Below are 21,314 nucleotides of genomic sequence, written 5' to 3' on the forward strand. Positions count from 1 at the left end.
AATGTAGGATTGATGCATCTTTAAATGAAAAAATCATTTTTAATTAATACGTTACCCAACATTTTTATATTATTTTAGCTTAAAATTAAACAGACAGTTATCAGATTTGCATTTGTGAGACAGATAACAAGCTAACTTTCAACAAACAAATAAATTACAATTAAAAACCATAAGTATGAGAAGAACACAAACACTTAAATTCGTTTCTCTGGCTGTCGTATTAGCTCTGTTTGCTGGTACTTTCGGTGCATGCACAGGCGGCAAAAAAGAAAAAAAGACCGAGCCAAAAATTGTTGAGGAAACGATAAAAGAAGAAATCGAAGACTACTCTTACCCCATATCATCAGCATTCGAAGTAACTCAAATGTTGAACGAAATTGAAGCAAGCTACATTGTTGGAATCACCAATGATCCTGAAAAAGCGTCAGAATATTTCTCAGAAAAAGACCGTGCTGTAAATCTGGGAATCTACACGTCAGATTTGGCTTATGCAACAACTTACAACCAGAAAACCGATGTGCAGGATTACTTTAAGGCAGCAGAAAAACTGGTGCGCGAACTAGATATGACTGAAGCGTTTGAAGAAAATCTTCCTGACCAAATTGAAGCAAATCTGGACAACAACGAGGAATTGGTGAATATTATCACCAATATGTTCCAAAATGCTTACACTTTTTTAAACGAGCAAGGACGCCCGGAAGTGTCCTATTTGGTGCTTTCAGGAACAGTTTTCGAAGGATTATATTTGACAACTCATATCTCTGAAAATACGTTTCAAAACCCGAAAATCATTGAAGCAATTCTTTTTCAAAAAGAACCATTGATAAAACTCGAAAAAATGATGGAGCCCTACAAAGATTCAGAGATTTTGAGCGATGTATACGCTGACATAGTCGCTATCAATGACATTTATGCGTTGGAAGAGGGTACTACTGCAATGACTGAGGAACAAGTGACTAAGTTGACGGATTTATTAACTTCTGTAAGAAATAAATTCACAAAATAAGACCAAGTCAGCTCTAAAATACAAAACGGGTTTTTGTTGTTCCACCAAATGCTAGGAATACAAAAATCCGTTTTTTCTTAAATTTCAGACTTATGTATGAAGGTATCATAGAAACGCTGATCAGGCTGTTTGCAATTATAACAGACTACCAGGATGAAGAATCAAGATCGATTTCTTCAGAACTGGTGCGGTCGTTTCTCAATGAAAACTTCAACCGCGAATTGGTTGAGTTATATCATCAACATTACGTTGAATCAGTTGAATACTATCACATCAGCAACCGTGATATTTTATATGAAGAAAACGGTAAAGGTGAAAAATTCATCAATAAGTCTTACCTCAGTCAAATTTGTGAAGATATTGTAACTCAATTTGATTTGAGTACCCGCTTTATGATTGTCGCCCAACTGTTGAATTTCATCAATCAAGATGGAGATTTTAAGTTGGACGATCTGAAAACGGTTAATCTTGTGGCTCGAGGGTTAAAAATTAATTCGAAAGAATATGATAACCTTTATCGGTTTCATTTATTTTCAATAACTAAGGTAAGAGATAAAACATGCCTCTTTGTGGTTAATGGGAATGAGACCTATCATGATAAAGAGATTAAACACCTATATCGGGAGAATCAACAAGTAGAACTCGAACTGATACGCATTGGAAGTATAAATACTCTTTTCTTTAAATATTGGGGGCCACGTAACATGTACCTGAATGGGCACCGACTTACTCAAAATCGGCTGTATGTTTTTCCTCCCGGGTCAATATTGAAGACCTCCAGGATCATTCCGATCTACTATAGTAGTGTTATGACACGCTTTATTCAGGAAAAGGGGAAACCGCGCATTGTTCTCAATGTCGAAAATACCGAGTATCGCTTCTCCAAGAAAAACTATGGACTTCATCCCTTAAGCTTTCAGGAACGATCGGGTGATCTTGTTGGCATACTGGGAGGTAGCGGTGTTGGGAAAACCACCTTGCTGAATGTGTTGAACGGCAAACTAAAGCCCAACAATGGAACCATTTCGTTAAACGGTTTCGATCTGCATGATCCGGAAAACAAAGAATTACTAAAAGGAGTTGTTGGTTACGTTCCGCAGGACGACCTGTTGCTTGAAGAACTAACCGTATACAAAAACCTGGAATTCAATGCACGTTTTTGTTTCGGCGATCTGAATGACGAAGAAATTGAGGAAAAAATAGACCAGGCTCTTCAAGATTTTGATTTGGTTGAAGCGCGAGACCTAGTGGTGGGAAGCCCGCTGAAAAAGATCTTGAGTGGAGGACAACGAAAGCGATTAAACATTGCGCTTGAGCTCATGCGCGAGCCTTCTATTCTGTTTGTTGATGAACCGACCTCGGGACTTTCATCAGCTGATTCGGAAAAAGTAATGCATCTCCTAAAAAGACAGTGTTTAAAAGGAAAACTGGTCTTTGCAAACATCCATCAACCTTCGAGCGATATCTACAAATTGTTCGACCGCATGATTGTTATGGACAAAGGCGGTCGGGTTGTCTTTTTTGGGAACCCGATGGATGCCATTACCTATTTTAAAAATCAGGCCAATTATATTAATCCCGATGAAAGCGAGTGTCTAAGCTGTGGAAATGTAAAGACTGAGCAACCACTTCAGATTATTGAAGCCCGAATGGTAAATCCGTTTGGGAAAAGCATTCGCCGTCGGAAAATATCACCAGAAGACTGGTACGAGCGTTACAAAAAGAACGTCGAACCCAGAGTACTCGATTTCATGAAAACAAATCCGGCAGAGAAGGAAGTTTTCCCAAAAATTCTTTTTAAAATACCGGATTGGTTCAACCAACTAAAATTATTCATCAAACGAGATTTCGCAACGAAAAAGTCGAACAAACAATACCTGGCAATCGCCTTGCTTGAGGCACCATTGCTTGCGATTATTTTGGGCTTTTTTTCCAAATATTCTGACGAAGGAAAATATTGGCTGGCCAACAACGACAACTTACCGGCATTTCTGTTTATGAGTGTCGTTGTGGCTCTGTTTATTGGACTAAGTATTAGTGCCGAAGAAATTTTCAAAGATCGTAAAATTCTAAAGCGCGAAGAGTTCCTGAATTTGAGCCGGGGGGCTTATATTTCATCCAAAATATTAATCTTATTTTTAATCTCGGCTGTTCAAATATTTTCGTTTGTACTAATCAGTCATTTCATGCTTGAAATACCGGGACTCACATTCTCCACCTGGGCAATTCTATTTTCTACTGCTTGCTTCGCAAACCTGTTGGGGCTAAACCTTTCGGCAGGACTAAACTCAGCAGTCGCCATTTATGTTCTGATTCCCTTAATCCTCGTTCCTCAGCTTTTGCTTAGTGGTGTAATCATTGATTTTAATAAAATGCACCCCTCGCTTAGCAGCTACAACCGCACGCCTTTAATTGGCGATCTCATGAGTTCGCGTTGGGCTTACGAAGCACTAGCTGTAGATCAATATAAAAACAATGCCTACCGGAAGATTCTTTTTGATGAAGAACAAAAGAAAAACGACCTCGGATTTAAAGCGTTCTATTGGATTCCTGAGGTTGACAAATACTTAAACTCTTACATCATTTTTGAGGATAAAAACGAGAATGAAAATGCAGAAACACTGATCCCTGTTTTGAAAAACTCATTTACTGATCTTTTTAAAGAAAACGGGCATTTTAACGACTCCATTCAATCGGCGTTTGAGTTTATTGGCACACCTGACTTCAATGCTCGTTGGGGTGATGTATTGACGCAATACCTGCAAAAATCGCAGCATGAATACAAAGTAGCTTATCAGGAAGTCTCGAGCGAACTTGAAGCAAAATACAATAGTTTGCTTTCGGGCTTTAACGGGAAAGACGAGCGATTGATTGAATTTAGAGATCGATACACCAATAAAAAAATGGAGATTTTGGTGCGTGACAAATACAGCTTACATAAAACATACTTACACGAAAACAGGATTTACCAGGGCGATGAGCCAATTTACCGAAAGCCGGCTCAAAACAATGGAATTGCACACTTTTATGCTTCGTACAAGCTTCTTGGTGACAGGAAAATAGATACGATCCTGTTCAACATTGGCGTGTTATGGTTATTCACGTTTTTGTTGATGGTTTCTCTTTACTTTGATTTATTGCACAAAGGATTAACCTATGTTGAGAATTGGAGGTTAGCTCGTCAGGCAAGATTAAGAGACAACATCTTCTACAATCCAATGGCATTTATGAAAGGCGATTCGAAGAAAAAGGAGAAATAAAATCCTTAGTTTTCGTGATATTCATTTTTCCACCATCGTTTCGTCGAAAAGGGCGAATTTAAGTTGAAAACCTGCCCTATTCGTGGCGTAACAATTTCAGTATTTTCGTTATCCCGGGCAGCCAGTAAGCGATCAACCGGCTCTGTCCAGGGATGAATACTCAATTTGTATTTCCCCCAGTGAATAGGTAGCAGCGCCTTTGCTTTTAAGTTGGCTGAAGCTTTAAACGTCTCTTCAGGCATCATGTGGATAAATGGCCAATATTGACTGTATTGTCCGCATTCAAGCATAGCTATATCAAAAGGGCCATACTTCTCTCCTATTTCCTCAAATCCGCGATAGTAGCCGGAATCAGCCCCAAAAAACAGCTTCGCTTTTGAACCTGCAATAACCCATGAAGCCCACAAGGTTGAAAAACGATCTGTCAATCCTCGTCCCGAAAAATGCCTCGCCGGTGTTGCTGTCAATCGAATTTCATTGGTAAACTGGTATTCTTCCCACCAATCCAGTTCCGTTATCCGGTCAGGTGAAATTCCCCAATATTCTAGATGTGCACCAACTCCTAAAGCAGTTACAAATTCAACACCAGTATTCTTTAAACTCTTAATTGTTTGATAATCCAAATGATCGTAATGATCGTGGGAGATCATTACCAAGTCTATTTCCGGAAGACTTTCCAATGAATAATTTTCGGAATACGGAAAGGCTTTAGTCCCAATAAATGAGAATGGCGAAACCCGTTGACTAAATACGGGATCAGTTAAGATCACTTTACCATCCACTTCAATTAAAAGAGAGGAATGTCCGAGCCAACAAATGTTGACACTATTTTTGGAACGATGAAATTTTGATTGATCAATGGGTTCAACCTGTATTTCCTCTTTAGGAGTTCGATCATCTTTTGTTGAAAGAAATTCCTTGATCAACTTGAAATATGGAACGTCGTCAATCTGAACATTTGTCGCTACTGGATTTTGAAATTTCCCGCCGACATAATTCGGAGAGTTCTTTATACGAGCCAATCGCTCTCCGTCCGGTGTTCTGCCAAAGGCCGGGTTATACCTAATTACCAGATAGACAACAACAAGAATTATAAATACAATAAGAACAAGTACCATCATTGTTTTCTTCATATTGATTGGTAAAACAATAATGGGGTACAAAAGTTTCAGGGCATAAAAAAACCGCCTCGTGGGGCGGTTTAAAAGAATTTCTTATCCAAGATATGTTTTCAATAATTTACTTCTGGATGTGTGTCGCAATCGACGGATTGCTTTTTCTTTTATCTGGCGCACCCTTTCGCGGGTTAGCCCGAATCTTTCTCCAATTTCTTCCAGGGTCATTTCCTGGCAACCAATTCCGAAGAACATCCTAATGATGTCACTTTCACGTTCTGTAAGGGTAGCGAGAGCACGCTCAATTTCACGGGCAAGCGACTCCATCATCAGACTACGGTCTGCATTTGGTGAGTCGTTGTTTACCAGCACGTCCAACAAGCTGTTATCTTCTCCTTCAACGAAAGGAGCATCAACAGAAATATGGCGTCCTGATACTCTCAAGGTATCTGCAACTTTCTCAGGAGGCAGTTCCAATGAATCAGCTAGCTCTTCAGGTGACGGCTTACGCTCGTTTTCTTGTTCAAATTTCGAAAATGCTTTGTTGATTTTATTCAACGAACCTACCTGGTTAAGCGGTAATCGAACAATACGCGACTGTTCAGCCAATGCCTGAAGGATAGATTGACGAATCCACCACACAGCGTAAGAAATAAATTTAAACCCACGGGTCTCGTCAAACTTTTCAGCTGCTTTAATCAGTCCCAAATTTCCCTCGTTAATTAAATCTGGAAGGCTTAAGCCTTGGTTTTGGTACTGTTTAGCCACTGAAACTACGAAACGCAAGTTCGCACGGGTCAGTTTTTCTAACGCATGTTGATCGCCTTTTTTAATCCGCTGTGCTAATTCAACTTCCTCTTCAACTGTAATCAGATCCTCCTTGCCAATTTCTTGCAAATACTTGTCAAGTGAAGCACTCTCACGGTTGGTAATCGATTTTGTAATCTTTAATTGTCTCATATACCCTTCTAAAAAAATCGTGCAAATATAGACTTTTACGGTCAATAATTCAAACAAACAGAAAGCTTTGCACAAAGCCTTCTTGTTTGTTAATTATAAGTAAACAATGATGTACTTATTTGGTGCCAAACACAAAATATGCCGGCTCTCCGCTGGGATACTTTCCTTCAATTAAAATACCACCATCAGCCCTGTTAACTATCCGTTTAAAATCATTAACCGACTCAACCTCTTCCTTGTTCACATCAGTTATGATAAAACCTTCTTTAAGTCCGGCATCTTTCAACTTTCCCTTACTTAAATCTGTGATCTTTAGCCCATGGCTTATGCGAAGTTGGTATTTTTCGTTTTCTGTTAGTTGTTCAAACCTGGCGCCAAGAAATCTGTTGTCGCTAGCTTTAACAATTTCTGTATCTCCGTGCATGTTACGAAGGGTCACCTTAATTTGTTTCGAATTACCGTCTCTTTTTATCAAAACTTTCACAACATCTCCGGGACGATGCTGACTAATTTGCTCCTGAAGCTGCGCCGTTGAGTTAACTTTTACTCCGTCTACATTTAAAATAATATCACCCGCCTCAATATCAGCTTCTTCGGCGGCACTATTTTCATTGACTTCACTAATGTAAACCCCTTCGATCACATCAATATCCTTTTCTTCGGCTAATTTTGCATCAACATCCCGAATCATAACTCCAAGTAATGCTCTTTGTACTTGACCAAATTGCTTTAAATCGTCGACGACCTTACCAACAATACTGGCCGGCACGGCAAACGAATAACCAGCATACGAACCAGTTCTAGAAGCGATGGCGGTATTAATACCGACAAGTTCGCCGTTCATATTCACTAAAGCACCACCACTGTTCCCTGGATTTACTGCCGCATCTGTTTGGATGAATGACTCAATCCCCATATCAACACGATTGATTCCTATGTTACGACTTTTTGCGCTAACAATTCCTGCTGTTACTGTTGATGTAAGATTGAAAGGATTACCAACTGCTAATACCCATTCTCCCAATTTCAGAGCATCAGAATTCCCAAATTTCAAATGGGGTAAACTATTCTCCTCAATTTTTAATACGGCAATATCGGTAGTCAAATCTGTGCCAACTAGTTTCGCCTCATATTGCCGATTGTCATTCAAAACAACCTGAATATCATCAGCACCGTCAATTACATGGTTATTGGTGACAATAAAACCATCCTCGCTAAGAATAACCCCGGAGCCTGCTCCTTGCCGAACTCTTGGTTGCTGCTGGCGTGGGTTACGATCGCCATAAAACCATTCGTAAAAAGGATTCGAATGATATTGTTGAACCTCCTCCTGTGAAGTCACTTTTACGTGTACAACAGCGTGAATCGAATTCTCAGCCGCATAAGTTAAATCCGGAGCCTCTCCCTGTGGCGCAGATGGCAGACTTGCGTAGCGCATCGCCTGATCTTGTTGTACGGTTACCACTTGTGGTTCTTCAAAAAAGCTTGTGTAGGCCCATATTGCAACGAAAGCACCAAAAAGCGCAACGATGAATGTTAGTCCAATTTTTTTATAGTCTTTCATTTCGTCTTATTTTATTATTAGTGATCATTTTCTTCAATATCGGCTAAATTAACGCACAAAAGATGCCAGTGTTTCCCTATTTTTGATTCATTTGTATTGTTTAACATGTTTTAACAGCAAAGCACTTATAAAATATGAATTACAAAGAAATTATATTTCTCAGCTTAACATCTTTGAAAGATTAGTCTTACAATTCTACTCTGAACACAGACAAATTGAATGCTTAGTACTGACAATATTTCAGAGATATGATTAACTTTGAATGTGACGACTTTAGTTAAACAATTTTAATTGTTTTTTCTGAATGGAAGAAAAACAAACAATAAAAGAAACCAAGCCAACAGAAGCCCCAAGACGACCGGCCTCCAGGAGCATTACTAATCATATTCGGAAAATTGTAATCGTATCAACATTACTGATGACTTTTTTTGTTGCCGGGATTATTTCCATTCAGGAAATTTTAATTTTCAGAGATATCAGTAAGCAGCAACAAGAAGCACATATTGGAGAACACAAGGAGTTTTTACGCGACTTAATCAATATTGAAATTGAATACATAGCCAGCCAAAAAAGATCGTTTGACAGGAGGCTGAAAGACAGAGTCAGTGAAAATGTGAAAAATGCGTATCGTGTTGCTGACAAACTATACAACTATTACCAGGGCAAAATGGACGCCAAAGATCTTAAAAAATTAATAATAGAAACCGTATCGGCCTTGAACTATGGCAATGAATTCATGCACGTTTTTGTTAACGATCTGGATGGAATCGGCGTTTATTATCCGGGACGACCGGAATACACCGGCTCAAATCTGCTCGACCATACCGACGTTAATGGGAATAAGGTCGTGCAGCGTGAGCTGGATTTTTTCAAGGATAAAAATCAGGGATTTATTAATTACATTCACGGAGATAAACTTGCCATAACTGACACTATCCCTCAAAACAAAATTGTTTTTCTAAAAAAGCACAACCAGCTAAACTGGTACTTTGGATCTAAAACCTACTATGAAGACTATTATCAGGAATTTAAAAATGAAGTTGCCCAAAAAGTAAGCGCCGATCATTTCCGATATGGCGGCTATGTTTTTATTAATGAGACAGATGGAGATCCGGTGGTTTTTGAAGGCAAGCCCTATTATGGTGATTTCAATCTGCTTGACGGGTCAGATTCTGCAAAAATGGCTGTGTTTCTGCAAGAAATAGAGGTTGCAAAAAACTCGAAGGAAGGAGGTTACTTCACCTACCAATGGAACAAAATCGGTGAAGAAAAAATGCAGCAAAAAATTTCCTATGTAAAAGAATTTCCGGAAACAAAATGGCTGGTTGGTGCCGGTTTTTACCTGGATGACATCTTATTGGAGATTGAACATCAAAAGGAATCGCTTCGAAATGACCTGATCAAAAACCTGTTGGTTATCCTCTTTGTCCTCCTACTGGTAATCCTGGGAGAAACGATGGTTATCCGCAGGTTTAATTCCCATTACTTTGCCGACTTTAGCAACTTCACTCGCTTCTTCAAAACCGGCAAACAGAGTTATAAAAAGATTAACATTGACAACCTCTATTTTAATGAATTTAAAGAAATGGGAGAAGTTGCCAATGAAATGATTTCCGAGCGCCGCAAAGTATACAAACAGCTGGTTCTTGAGCAGAAAAAAGCACTGGAATCTGACCGATTAAAAACGGCTTTTCTTGCCAACATGTCACATGAAATTCGCACACCAATGAATGCTATTCTCGGTTTTTCAAGCCTTTTGGATGAGGAAAATTTATCTGAAGAAGACCAGGTCATGTATATTCAGCTTATACAAAAAAATGGCGGATTCTTGTTGAAACTGATTAACGACATTATTGACATTTCTAAAATTGAGTCTGATCAATTATCGGTTGCCATTAATGAGTTTCAACTCAACGAACTGATTGAAGAACTAAAATGGAACTATAAAGACCTCTTTATCAAACAAAAAGAAAAAGAGGTAGAGTTTGTCGTGGAAAATACACTGCCTGATGACTTTGTGTGCACAACCGATAAATACCGATTAAAACAAGTGTTGGATAATCTAATAAACAACGCGTTAAAATTTACCGAAAAAGGATCGGTAACCCTCAAAGTTGACAAACGTGATAAGTGGTTACACTTTAAAGTTTCTGATACTGGAATAGGAATTCATGAAGATGACAAAAAAGACATTTTTAAACGCTTCATCCAAGCCAGGAAATTAACAAATAAAACATACGGCGGAACGGGTCTAGGCTTAGCCATTTCTGAAAATATCATTCATCTTCTGGGAGGCGATATTGGTGTAAAATCTGAGCTGGGCAAAGGATCAGACTTTTATTTTTACATTCCGTCTCAATGGGAACCGAAATCAAAATAGTTTTCAATTTGCCAACTCAAAGGCAAGCACTTTCTTCAGCTCAGCAAATTCAGCCTCATTAAAGCCAACAGAGCTGTATATAATCTTCCCTTCCCGATCGATGATGAAATTGCGTGGTATAAATTTCGCGGCAAATTTTGAGTAAATCTTCCGTTCAGGATCAGCAATCAGCTGAAAAGAATACCCCTTTTTCTCCTTAAACGTTGCCAACTCAACAGAATTATGCTCCCGTCCAATAACCAACAGCCTGAAGTTCGGATTGTCTTTATAGGTACCGAAAATATCGGATTCAACATGAGGCAGCTCTTTTAAACACGGACCGCACCAGGTCGCAAAAAAGTTAATCATTACAACCTGACCTTTCAAATCAGAGATAGACAGCTCTTCTCCAGCCTCATTCTGGAAAACAAAATGTGGAGCCAGTTGTCCAAGCTGCACAATCGTTGCTTTTTCTTCTTCGCTCTGTTGTGCAAATAGAGTGGATGAAAACATGATTAACAAAACAATAGCCAGCAAAAATAAGGATGTTGATTTCATGTATTTTTATTTTTATTCTCTTATGTAAGCGCATAAAACTCGCTCATAATCTTCCTATTAGTGTTGAAACATTTAGCAGCTCATTTCAGTTGACTACAAATTGAAAATGATCATTATCTGCTTGCTATAAAAAGCTATAATTCTCGGAGTACGATAGCATTTGGTCGGTATAATCCTCAGCATAAGCTACCTCTACAGAAATCACCTCTCCTTCTTTATTCTTTTTAAGGCTTAATTCAGGGTTCATAAATCCGGCGTATGGCGCAATATTCAGCTTTTTAAAACGCTCCAATACTTCCTGATGCAAATCCGCATCAACTTTCACCCCATATGTTTCGACCAATTTAGCGGCAGCCTTAAGATCTCCCTCCGATTTTATTCGCTGAACTTCGGCCAGTAAAACCCCAAACATGGCTCGTAACTTTTTATGATCGTTAATTTTGACATATGTTTTACCATCCTTCTTGATCCATTCCACCACGTTTTCAGCTTTGCCATGTTCAAAACACCAACGCGCAATGAGCTGGCGGTTACGCATATGCGATTCTTCAATATCCTTTCCCGGCTCTACCCGGGTTAGCTGAGTAATTAATCCAACACGCAGGTACGAATCGTATTCAGCCATCCCCGATTCTTCAGATGGCACCAAGCCCAGTTCCAGCAACTTTTCATCCATGGCATAATAGAGTGCAAATAAGTCGGCCCGGGTTTCTTCGATCGTCGAATAGTAGTTTTTCAAATCCTCCGGCTTTGCACCAGGCATCATCTTTCCGGAGCCATGCCCTAAACATTCATGCAAATCGACATGCAAATTGCCCGCCTTATAGCCATATTTTTTTGCTCGTTCTACTTCTTGCTCCGAGGCTGCAAATTCTTCAATCAGTCCATTACCCAGCGAATCGAGAAAATACGATTTGGTAATATTTTCAATCGTTACCGATTTGGAGCCGTAAACTTCTCTGATCCAGTCGGAGTTGGGCAGATTAATACCAATTGGTGTATGCGGATAACAATCGCCGCCAAGCATGGCTACATGTATAACCTTGGCACTTACGCCTTTTACTTCTTTCTTTTTGAATGCTTCATTTACCGGCGAATGCCGCTCGAACCATGAGGCATTTTCGGACAAAATAGTTGCCCTTTTAGTGCCTTCCAAATCCTTATAATTAACAATAGACTCCCAGCTTCCTTTGATGCCCAGCGGATCGCCATACACCTCAATAAAACCATTGATAAAATCAACTTGTCCTTCCAGCTCTTTCACCCATAAAATACTGTAATCGTCAAACTTCCTGAGATCACCAGTCTGGTAGAATTCAATCAACTTGCGAATATGCTGCTGCTGAAGTTCGTTTTCTGCAAAAGGAATTGCCTGCTCCAGCCAATAACAAATCTTCTCTATCGGCTTTCCATATTTCCCGTCAACCTTCCAAACAATCTCATTCAACTCCTCATTCTCTTTTACCAATTGCGAATTCAACCCAAATGGAGGAGTTTTCTCCCCGGCTTCCTGGTTTTTTATTTTGTAGAACTCTTCTGCCTCTTCCTGCGTCACATCCCGATAATAATTCATCGCCGAAGCTTCCAACAAATCTTTTGAACTATCCAGACTTACGCGCTTTTTTTCACGCTCCGGGTTCGTAATCACATCAACCAACTCATCAACTTCATCAATGTGCTTAAAGTCTGAAAGGTCAGCATCTGATATTAACTGCTTCAATTCTTCATCCGAAAAACCAGACAAAATTTTATCCATCGAATAATGATGATGCATGCCATTGGCAAACCAAATTCGTTTCAAATAGATATGAAATTGTTGAAACAAATCAGTTCCCCGATTTCCGGAATACGTTTTATAGATGATCTCTGCCAGTTTTCGAACCTTCAAATTATATTTGTTATTCTGATCCCACAAAATATCGCGCCCGCACAAGGCTGCTTTCGACAAATAATAAATGTACTTTTTTTGTTGAAGACTTAGGTTTTCAAAGCCTATCAGTTCATATCGTAGTATTTTTAAGTCGGCAAATTTTTCCGCAAACACCTTCATAGTTTTCCTTCTTTTTTCAGTTCGTTGTATCGTTCTTCTAACAATTCCGATCGTTTTAAAGTTCTTTTGATCCAGCTCAATTTTATCGTTGCTTTTTCCTCTTCAGTCAAGCTCCAGTCGATGTTCGAATCTCCATGCATTTTATAGGTCAAATAATGCAAAATGATGGCTGCAGAAACCGATATATTAAAGCTTTCGGTAAAACCATACATCGGAATTTTCAAAAATTCATCCGCTTCCCGTTTAACCACATCAGAAATCCCGGTCAGTTCGGTTCCGAAAAAAAGAGCAGCTTTTCCCTTGGCTAAATCGAAGTCTTCAAGGTTTGTGTCACCATCATGCGGAGTGGTTGCAACAATCCGGTATCCTTGCTGCCGTAAATGCCGAATCGCATCCAAGCTATTGTTCTCCTGTCCCTGATATTTCTTTACTGTTAGCCATTTTGATGCCCCCATGGCCACTTCCCGATCAACGGTAAATTCATTCCGATTTTCGATGACATGCAAATCCTGCAAACCAAAACAATCGACCGAGCGAAGCACAGCACTTGCATTTTGGGGTTGAAAAATATCTTCCAAAACAACCGTGAGGTAGCGGGTTCGTTGTTCCAGCACTTTTTCAAAAAGGGCTTTTCGTTCCGGTGTCAGGCACTCCGTTAGGTATTCAATGAGTTGGTAATCCATAAATCAATCGTACTTCAAATAGCGTAAGTAAGCTTTAGCGGGTAAAAATAATCAATTTTTAAACTTTAAAGCTGACTCAAAATTTGTTTTACCTCTGTCGTATCCTGGATATTTTCAACCATCTGTTGGCAATTAAACCCCAATCAATACCTTTTCATCATTTTTAGTGCTCCACTTTAGGAATAATGCGTAATTTGCAGCAAATAGATAAAAATCATGGATATAAAACTAGCCGTATTAATTGATGGCGATAATATACCGTCAGCCCACGTAAAAGAAATGATGGAGGAAATTGCCAAATATGGCAACCCAACGATCAAACGTATTTATGGCGACTGGACTAAACCCAACTTAACACGATGGAAAAACCTATTGCTGGAAAACGCCATCACTCCTATTCAACAATATGGTTATACCACCGGAAAAAATGCCACTGACTCGGCCATGATTATTGATGCCATGGACATTCTTTATTCGGAGAAAGTGGATGGTTTTTGTCTGGTATCGAGCGATAGCGACTTTACCCGGCTGGCAACCCGCTTACGCGAAGCCGGCATGAAGGTGATTGGAATTGGCGAGAAAAAAACACCAGAACCATTCATTGTCGCTTGCGATAAGTTTATTTACATTGAAATTTTAAAAACCGAACCGGAAGAAAACGAGTCTGCGACCCCCTCCAGTCGGGCAACTCCCAAAAACAATGTCGACAAAATTACTCCCAAAGTCATCCGATTAATTTCAGGCTCTATTTCCGATTTGGCAGACGATGATGGCTGGGCTTTCCTTGGCGATGTTGGTAATCTCATTCAGAAAAAACAACCCAACTTCGATTCCCGGAACTATGGCTTTCAAAAGCTAACACCTTTAATAAAGTCCATTAAAAACTTTGAGATTGAACAGCGAGAGAACACCAAAGGGCAACTGAAACTGATTTATGTAAAGATAAAGGAAAAACCAAAATCAAGACGTTAATATACATCTGACTGAAAGGAGGCGGAGTTTGGTGTAAATTTTGTTTTACACTGTCACTCTTTCAAATACTAACCGATGAACTCAATACGCAAAGCAGTCCAAACACTGCAGATTGTTTTATTGATTCCATCATACAAGCCGCTTACAATCACACAGGAATCCAAAAAGAAAGTTTAATTATAGCTATAAAGAAAGAAACATCAGAAAGAAGCTGTTTTTAAATTTTAGCTAACTGTGTTTTTCCTTTTCGATTCTAGCTTTTCTATCATTCGGATGTTTTACCGAAATATTCTTTTGCAGAATGATGGAGTTGGGGACAGTAATTCGGTCACCATCGGCGGAAATGATGTGAACAAAGAAGAAAGTGACATCATCGATTTTACCTTCAATAATAAAATCTTTCTCAAGTATTCGTATATGATCTCCCAATTTTAAGGGATGATTAAAATAGAGAATCAATCCGGCGGTAATGTTCGATAAAATTGACCATTGAGCAACAAACGCAATTCCTAATATGGTTAGTACCGAAGAAATAAAGAGCAGTAACTTCTCTTTTTCAATGCCCCAAATACCCGTCAATGCAATTAGTGCGCCGATGATTATGAACAAGTTCATAATCTTTGTGGTCATCCTTCGTCGTTGTAATGAGAAGTGAAACTTTTTCAGGGTTTTGTTGATGTAGTGTCTGACAATGAACTGGACTACAATCAGTAAAACGATTACAATTGCAGTTTCTATAATTTGTAATTGGTATGTTCCCATGGTATGTTTTACTTTGAAGCAAAAATAGTGAATTCGTTGAAACAAAAGTGATTTACTATGAAAAGAAAGAGGCCGGATAAACCGACCTCAAAATCATTAAAACAAACCATCAACGGATAAATATCGTTCTCCGGTATCGTAGGCAAAAGTCAATATTTTTGACCCTTTGGGTAGTTCCTGAATCTTTTTGGCGACAGCGGCCAACGAAGCCCCTGATGAAATTCCGACGAATAAGGCTTCCTCTTTTGCAGCACGTTTGGCATAGTCAAAGGCTTCTTCTTTCGAAACGGACACAGTTCCGTCTAACAAGTCGGTTTTTAAGTTTTCAGGAATAAAGCCTGCACCAATTCCCTGAATGGGGTGTGGACCAGGGCTTCCACCTCCAATTACAGGAGAAGCTTCAGGCTCAACAGCAAATGTTTTCAAATTAGGAAAGCTCTTTTTCAATACTTCACTAACTCCTGAAATGTGTCCACCTGTTCCAACACCGGTAATCAGGTAGTCGAAACCTTCCGGGAAATCAGCCAAAATTTCTTGCGCCGTATGGTCGCGGTGAGCAGCAATATTTGCTTCATTGTCAAACTGAGACGGAATCCATGAGTTTGGATTTTCGGCTGCAATTTCTTCGGCTTTCGAAATGGCTCCTTTCATCCCTTTTTCTTTTGGCGTAAGCACCAATTCCGCTCCATAGGCTGTAAGTATACGGCGACGTTCGACTGACATTGATTCAGGCATTACCAAAATCAACTTATACTTTTTAACAGCGGCAACCAATGCCAGCCCGATTCCTGTATTTCCAGAAGTTGGCTCAACAAGCACGGTGTCGGGTTTCAGGATGCCTTTGCTTTCAGCCTGTTCAACCATTTTAAGTGCGATACGGTCTTTGATGCTACCGCCAGGATTTGTTTTTTCCAGTTTCACATACACTTCATATCCATCAGGATATAGGTTATTCACGCGAACTAATGGAGAATTTCCAATTGTCTCTAAGATGTTGTTAAATTTCATACTTATTTGTATTTAAATGGTTTTATTCAAAAAAAAAGCCTCCCAGTAACTGGAAGGCTTGCTTATATCTTTATACTATTATCTTTTTAACTTAAACATACCTTCCCCGCATTGTATTTCATACAACAACACACACACATATTTGAGAAGGTATAACTCATAAGAAAGTTTTTTGTTTTACTTATCTGGAACAATTATAAATAAAATATCTGGATAAAATACAATTTAATCTGAATTAATTTTTATAAAAAAGCCATTTAACAATTTCTTTAAGATTGACTTTCTTGCCGTACATTAAAATTCCGGTACGGTATATCTTCCCAGCCACCCAAATTGTTCCATAAATTGAAGTCACTAAAATGCCCATTGATAGCAGCAGCTCCCAGGCCGGTAGTCCGTATGGCACTCTGACCATCATGATAACCGGCGAAGTGAATGGAATCATGGAAGCCCAAAATGCCAGCGTTCCTTCCGGGTTTTTAACCACCGGGAATAAAATAATAATTGAAAAGATAAGTGGTATTGTCACCGGAAGCATTAATTGCTGTGCTTCTTCTTCATGGTCGACTGCTGCACCTACGGCTCCCATCAACGAGGAATACATCAGGAATCCTCCGAGGAAGTAGAAAATGAATGATCCAATAATGAGCGGAATATTTAAATTGCCAATTAAATCGATGATGTTTAAAACCGCGTTTTCCTGAATTTGTGGAGATGAGGCCATCATGTTTTGCGATTGCGTAAGCATTTCTGCCTGATCAGGTGCTAGAAACATTTGTAGTCCGCTAACAATTAAAAACATCAAAATCAACCAGAAAGCCAATTGCGTTAATCCGACCAAGCCAATGCCTATAATTTTACCAAACATCAATTGAATTGGTTTGACTGACGAAATAATTACTTCGACAATCCGGCTTGATTTTTCTTCCATAACGCCACGCATAACCATGGCTCCATAAATGAATACAAACATGTAGATCAAAAATCCGGCAGCATATCCAACTCCCATGGCCAATTCAGTAGAGCTTTTGACCGCTTCTCCTTTTTCGCCAACCTTAAGCGTTTCCAAATTAATGCTTGTTCGTGCTGCCAACAGCTTTTCCTCTAGATCCGGAATGCCCGAACCATCAATGATAACAGCTTTTTTATCCGCTTCAATAAGGTTTTCGAGCTTACGACCAATCATATTTTTAATGTCGAAAGTTACCTGTTTGTCCGATAGCAATTGAGCCTTATTCGTCGCTAAAATATCTGATGGAATGTACAAGACAGCATAGTAACTGCTTGACTTGATGTCTTGCTGGATTTGCTCAAATTCGGCTTGCGGGATGGTAGTAAAGCGGGTAAACTCGGTATTTTCCATTCGTCCCGAGTACTGGCCAGTTGCATCGTAAACTCCAATCGTTCGTTCTTCTTCATCGTTTTGCATGGCCAGCCAGGCAGGTAAAATCGTAAACCCGGCAAAGATGAATGGGACAAGTAGCGTCAGGATGATAAATGATTTTTTACGGACCCGGGTTAAATATTCTCGTTTTAATATTAGTAGTGACTTGTTCATCTCAATATAATTTGAAGTTTCTAAAGGTAGTTAATGGAATTCGCTTGTAATTGTCCGCTAATGTCTTTGCACTTTTGCGTACTCGCTTCATGCGGTTTGTTTTTTAGGGTTGGCGTGCCCTACAACTTGGATAAATACTTCGTTCATCGAAGGAATAACTTCGCGGAACGAGCGGATTTCCATTTTTTGCATGAGCATTTGAAGTAAATCGTTGCTGGTCATTTCTTTTTCAAGTCGGAATTTTACCCGCTGACTGAGCCCTTTTAGTTCGTAATCAATTAGCTGAAACCCATTTCTTGAAAACTCCGAAGTAACGTCATGTGGAACAGTTGTTTCGATCTCATAAATATCTTGTTTGTAGCTTTCCTTGATTTCATCAATTGGGCCATCCAATATTTTTTTTGATTGATTAATCAGCGCAATATGATCACAAGTTTCTTCGACTGAAGCCATATTGTGGGTAGAAAAAATAATGGTGGCTCCCTGGTTTTTCAAATCAAGAATTTCATTTTTAAGCAAGTTCGCATTGATGGGGTCAAATCCACTGAATGGTTCGTCAAAAATCAATAATTTAGGTTTGTGAACAACCGTGATGATGAACTGGATCTTTTGTTGCATCCCTTTCGAAAGCTCTTCAACCTTTTTATTCCACCAGGGTTGAATTTCAAATTTCTCAAACCAATACTTGAGGCTTTTTAGAGCATCCCTTTTGCTGAGTCCTTTTAGTTGTGCCAGGTATAAGGCTTGCTCGCCAACTTTCATCTTTTTGTACAGCCCTCGTTCTTCGGGCAGGTAGCCAATATGCTGAATGTCATTTGCTTTCAGCTTACGACCAAATAACTGCACTTCTCCTGCATCCGGAGCTGTAATTTGATTTATAATCCGTATTAAGGTCGTTTTCCCGGCTCCGTTTGGCCCAAGTAATCCAAATATGCTTTGCTCCTTTGTCGAAATGCTCACCCCATCGAGTGCCCGGTGACCAGCATAATCTTTGGTAACATTGGTCGCTTTAAAAATTTCCATGAGTTTGTTTTTGTATTAAATGTAGCTTTATCTGCAATTAGAAAATATAAATATACAAGTTTAGTAAAATAGACTGACCTGGAAGATAGTTTTCGGTGAATGTAAGCTCTGAATCCATGAGCGACCCTATTGATGCCAGGAAGTTAGACTTTTTCTTCAAATTAATTGACCTGTGTTACTCCTCCTGAAACAACAAACTTCATGGCTTCGGAAGGTGCCATATTCAGACTCTTAACAGCCGATGAGTCGATCACATATAGTTCGCCGGAAAAGTTATATGAATGAGGAAAGTATACGGCGACCATACCCTCCATGCCAAGTTCGGCCATGCTTTGCTGGGTGATAAAACCTATTTTCCACAATCGATTTTCTTTGTTGATTTCAACTAAGACTGGTTGATTAAACTTCTTTTCTTTCCCTACAAATGCAGAAAACAGGTCAACCAACGAACTGTAGATGACTTTCAAAAGGGGGGCTCTTTTTAAAATACGATCGCTCAACACTTTAAAAGGGCTGGCAACAATGTAATTACCTAATAATCCGAGGGCAGCAACAAGAATGAAAATGACTACCAGCCCTAACCCGGGGATGGCATAGCCAAACCAACTCGCCAGCTGGTCGCGAAGCAAGCCGTCAACAAAATCAAAAATGAGAAAAACAATGTAAACTGTAATCGCAATGGGAGCTACTAAAACCAGTCCCTGCATGAAATAGGTAAAAAGCTTTTTCATTATTCTGATGTTAAAGTTTTCGTTTTGTTCGATCCGAAAGTTACAAAATATACCTGTGGTCGAATTAAGATCATCAATAATAAATATTGAAGCCGGCAGCAGGTTGCTCCTCTCCTGTGTTTACTGCTGAATTAACAATTGTTATATTATTTGGTTAGTTTGAATTTGAACTTCATTCAGACGGGTATTGTTATTCTTTTAATCACCTTCTATTAAGGTGCTGAAATACTAACAGATAGGTTCATGATTGATGTCGGAGAGTTTAAATGCAAATGTGGTAAGGAAATAAATCGAAGAACAGGAATTGTGATGTTGATCGTCATATTTATTGTTGGCTGTTCACCAAAGACAACGACTGAGTCGATACCTATTCAACGCTCAGCGAAATTTTCTGATACTGGTACAGCCACTCTCTCTGATAAATGGTGGGAAGCATTTAATGATCCACAATTAAATCGGTTGGTCGACAGTGCGCTGTATTCCAATTTTAACTTAAAGACCGCATGGGAGCGTTTAAAAGCGGCACAGGCGGTGGTTAAACGACAGTCATCCAACTACTATCCTTTTGTTGATGCTTCATTACGAGCGGAAAAGAACAGGTCTCAATCACAGTTTCGGGATAGTGAGGTTTTACAGCTAGGGCTTAGCGCCGATTATGAGGTTGATCTGTGGGGGAAAATCAAGTCGAGTGTTGAGGCTGAACGATATCGGGCCCAGGCGTCATATGCAGATTTTCAAACAGCCGCCCTATCTCTTTCTGCAGAGATTGCAACAACCTGGTTCCAGCTAATTGAAGCGAAAAATCAACTCAAATTGGCTTCCTCGCAGGTTGATATTAACGAACAAGTCCTGCGATCGATTAAAGCACGATTTGGATATGGACAAGTCAGAGGAGTGGATATTCTTCGGCAGCAGCAGTTGTTGGAAGCAACCCGTGAACGCGAACTCGCAGCTAGAGTCCAATTAAAATTACTGGAGCACCAGTTAGCCGTTTTGCTTGGGAAAACGCCTACGGAGAGTTTGTCTCTGGCGTTGGATAGTTTGCCAGACCTTCCGCCTCTACCGCAAACTGGCTTGCCCGTTGAATTAGTAGAGCGGCGACCTGATGTGCAAAATGCCTATAATTTGTTACAGGCTGCCGATCGGGATTTGGCCGCTGCAATCAGTAATCGTTATCCCCGTCTGAATATTTCAGCTTCCATCTCAACGGCTGCAATCAATGCTGATAAGTTGTTTGATGATTGGGCTTACTCTGTTGCTGGCAATTTGCTCGCTCCCCTGTTTTACGGAAGGCAAATCAATGCAGAAATTGAACGCTCAGAAGCGATTAAGAATCAATATCTGTATGCATATGGGCAAGCTGTTTTAACCGCATTCCGGGAGGTTGAGGATGCCTTGGTGCAGGAAGCAATGCAGCAGCAAACAATTGCCAATCTGAAAGAACAGGTTAAGTTGTCAGAAAAAACCTACAAACAGCTACAGTTGGAGTATTTTAACGGGATGAGCAATTATCTGGATGTGTTGACTGCTCTGAATGCCCAACAAGAATTGCAACGCAGCCTGTTGGCGGCCAATCTAACGCTTTTGAAATATCGAATTTTGCTTTATCGGGCATTGGCTGGAGGATTCGACTTACAGCTTGAAAAAGTATCTGATGCGGGAGATGTTTTAGAAGGGAGATAATCTTTTTAAGTAAGTATTAAAA

At 39.6% G+C, this 21,314-nt stretch carries 16 protein-coding genes; 5 read left to right on the plus strand and 11 right to left on the minus strand.

What is annotated here, in order from left to right; genetic code table 11:
• Positions 1–175 precede the first annotated feature (175 nt).
• Positions 176–1,006, plus strand: coding sequence for a hypothetical protein (locus tag GR929_RS09320; protein WP_159519058.1), 831 nt, complete (start codon positions 176–178; stop codon positions 1,004–1,006).
• 92 nt (positions 1,007–1,098) lie between these two features.
• Positions 1,099–4,266: an ATP-binding cassette domain-containing protein gene (locus GR929_RS09325; RefSeq protein WP_159519060.1), complete on the plus strand. Its 3,168-nt coding sequence runs from the start codon at positions 1,099–1,101 to the stop codon at positions 4,264–4,266.
• A 5-nt stretch (positions 4,267–4,271) separates the two neighbouring features.
• Here the strand turns inward: GR929_RS09325 and GR929_RS09330 are convergent, their stop codons facing one another.
• The 3 genes from GR929_RS09330 to GR929_RS09340 form a co-directional block, all read right to left on the minus strand.
• Positions 4,272–5,387 (minus strand): MBL fold metallo-hydrolase, encoded by a 1,116-nt coding sequence (locus tag GR929_RS09330; RefSeq protein WP_201300953.1) that lies wholly within the window; start codon positions 5,385–5,387, stop codon positions 4,272–4,274.
• 93 nt (positions 5,388–5,480) lie between these two features.
• Complete coding sequence (locus tag GR929_RS09335) at positions 5,481–6,341, minus strand: sigma-70 family RNA polymerase sigma factor (RefSeq protein ID WP_159519064.1); 861 nt, start codon at positions 6,339–6,341, stop codon at positions 5,481–5,483.
• A gap of 115 nt (positions 6,342–6,456) precedes the next feature.
• The gene (locus GR929_RS09340) at positions 6,457–7,905 is read right to left on the minus strand and encodes a Do family serine endopeptidase (RefSeq protein WP_159519066.1); all 1,449 of its coding nucleotides are present in this window, start codon (positions 7,903–7,905) and stop codon (positions 6,457–6,459) included.
• A gap of 304 nt (positions 7,906–8,209) precedes the next feature.
• Here GR929_RS09340 and GR929_RS09345 point away from each other — a divergent pair, with 304 nt between their 5' ends.
• Entirely contained in the window at positions 8,210–10,285 is a 2,076-nt protein-coding gene (locus GR929_RS09345; RefSeq protein ID WP_159519068.1) for a cache domain-containing protein, read from the plus strand.
• A gap of 3 nt (positions 10,286–10,288) precedes the next feature.
• On the opposite strand, the gene GR929_RS09350 is transcribed toward GR929_RS09345, so the two are convergent.
• The 3 genes from GR929_RS09350 to GR929_RS09360 all read right to left on the minus strand — a co-directional run bounded on the left by GR929_RS09350 (position 10,289) and on the right by GR929_RS09360 (position 13,555).
• Positions 10,289–10,822 carry a TlpA family protein disulfide reductase gene (locus GR929_RS09350; protein WP_159519070.1) on the minus strand — a complete coding sequence of 178 codons (534 nt, stop codon included), beginning with the start codon at positions 10,820–10,822 and terminating at the stop codon, positions 10,289–10,291.
• 124 nt (positions 10,823–10,946) lie between these two features.
• Complete coding sequence (locus GR929_RS09355; protein WP_159519072.1) at positions 10,947–12,872, minus strand: dipeptidyl-peptidase 3 family protein; 1,926 nt, start codon at positions 12,870–12,872, stop codon at positions 10,947–10,949.
• Entirely contained in the window at positions 12,869–13,555 is a 687-nt protein-coding gene (locus tag GR929_RS09360) for a TrmH family RNA methyltransferase (protein ID WP_159519074.1), read from the minus strand. Before GR929_RS09360 ends, GR929_RS09355 begins: the two co-directional genes overlap by 4 nt.
• Positions 13,556–13,771: 216 nt before the next feature.
• On the opposite strand from GR929_RS09360, the gene GR929_RS09365 reads away from it, so the two are divergent.
• Positions 13,772–14,527: an NYN domain-containing protein gene (locus GR929_RS09365; RefSeq protein WP_159519076.1), complete on the plus strand. Its 756-nt coding sequence runs from the start codon at positions 13,772–13,774 to the stop codon at positions 14,525–14,527.
• Between the two features lie 228 nt (positions 14,528–14,755).
• Here the strand turns inward: GR929_RS09365 and GR929_RS09370 are convergent, their stop codons facing one another.
• From GR929_RS09370 to GR929_RS09390, 5 genes are all read right to left on the minus strand, one after another.
• The gene (locus GR929_RS09370; RefSeq protein WP_159519078.1) at positions 14,756–15,289 is read right to left on the minus strand and encodes a mechanosensitive ion channel domain-containing protein; all 534 of its coding nucleotides are present in this window, start codon (positions 15,287–15,289) and stop codon (positions 14,756–14,758) included.
• A gap of 96 nt (positions 15,290–15,385) precedes the next feature.
• Positions 15,386–16,297, minus strand: coding sequence for a cysteine synthase A (gene cysK, locus GR929_RS09375; RefSeq protein WP_159519080.1), 912 nt, complete (start codon positions 16,295–16,297; stop codon positions 15,386–15,388).
• Between the two features lie 235 nt (positions 16,298–16,532).
• Entirely contained in the window at positions 16,533–17,855 is a 1,323-nt protein-coding gene (locus GR929_RS09380; protein ID WP_159519082.1) for an ABC transporter permease, read from the minus strand.
• 87 nt (positions 17,856–17,942) lie between these two features.
• Positions 17,943–18,878 (minus strand): ABC transporter ATP-binding protein, encoded by a 936-nt coding sequence (locus tag GR929_RS09385; RefSeq protein WP_159519084.1) that lies wholly within the window; start codon positions 18,876–18,878, stop codon positions 17,943–17,945.
• Positions 18,879–19,039: 161 nt separating this feature from the next.
• Positions 19,040–19,609 (minus strand): DUF502 domain-containing protein, encoded by a 570-nt coding sequence (locus GR929_RS09390; RefSeq protein WP_159519085.1) that lies wholly within the window; start codon positions 19,607–19,609, stop codon positions 19,040–19,042.
• Between the two features lie 243 nt (positions 19,610–19,852).
• On the opposite strand from GR929_RS09390, the gene GR929_RS09395 reads away from it, so the two are divergent.
• Positions 19,853–21,292, plus strand: a complete 1,440-nt coding sequence (locus GR929_RS09395; RefSeq protein WP_159519086.1) for an efflux transporter outer membrane subunit — start codon at positions 19,853–19,855, stop codon at positions 21,290–21,292.
• Positions 21,293–21,314: the final 22 nt, after the last annotated feature.

Source organism: Sunxiuqinia indica (genome assembly GCF_009847015.1).
Taxonomy (GTDB): Bacteria; Bacteroidota; Bacteroidia; order Bacteroidales; family Prolixibacteraceae; genus Sunxiuqinia; species Sunxiuqinia indica.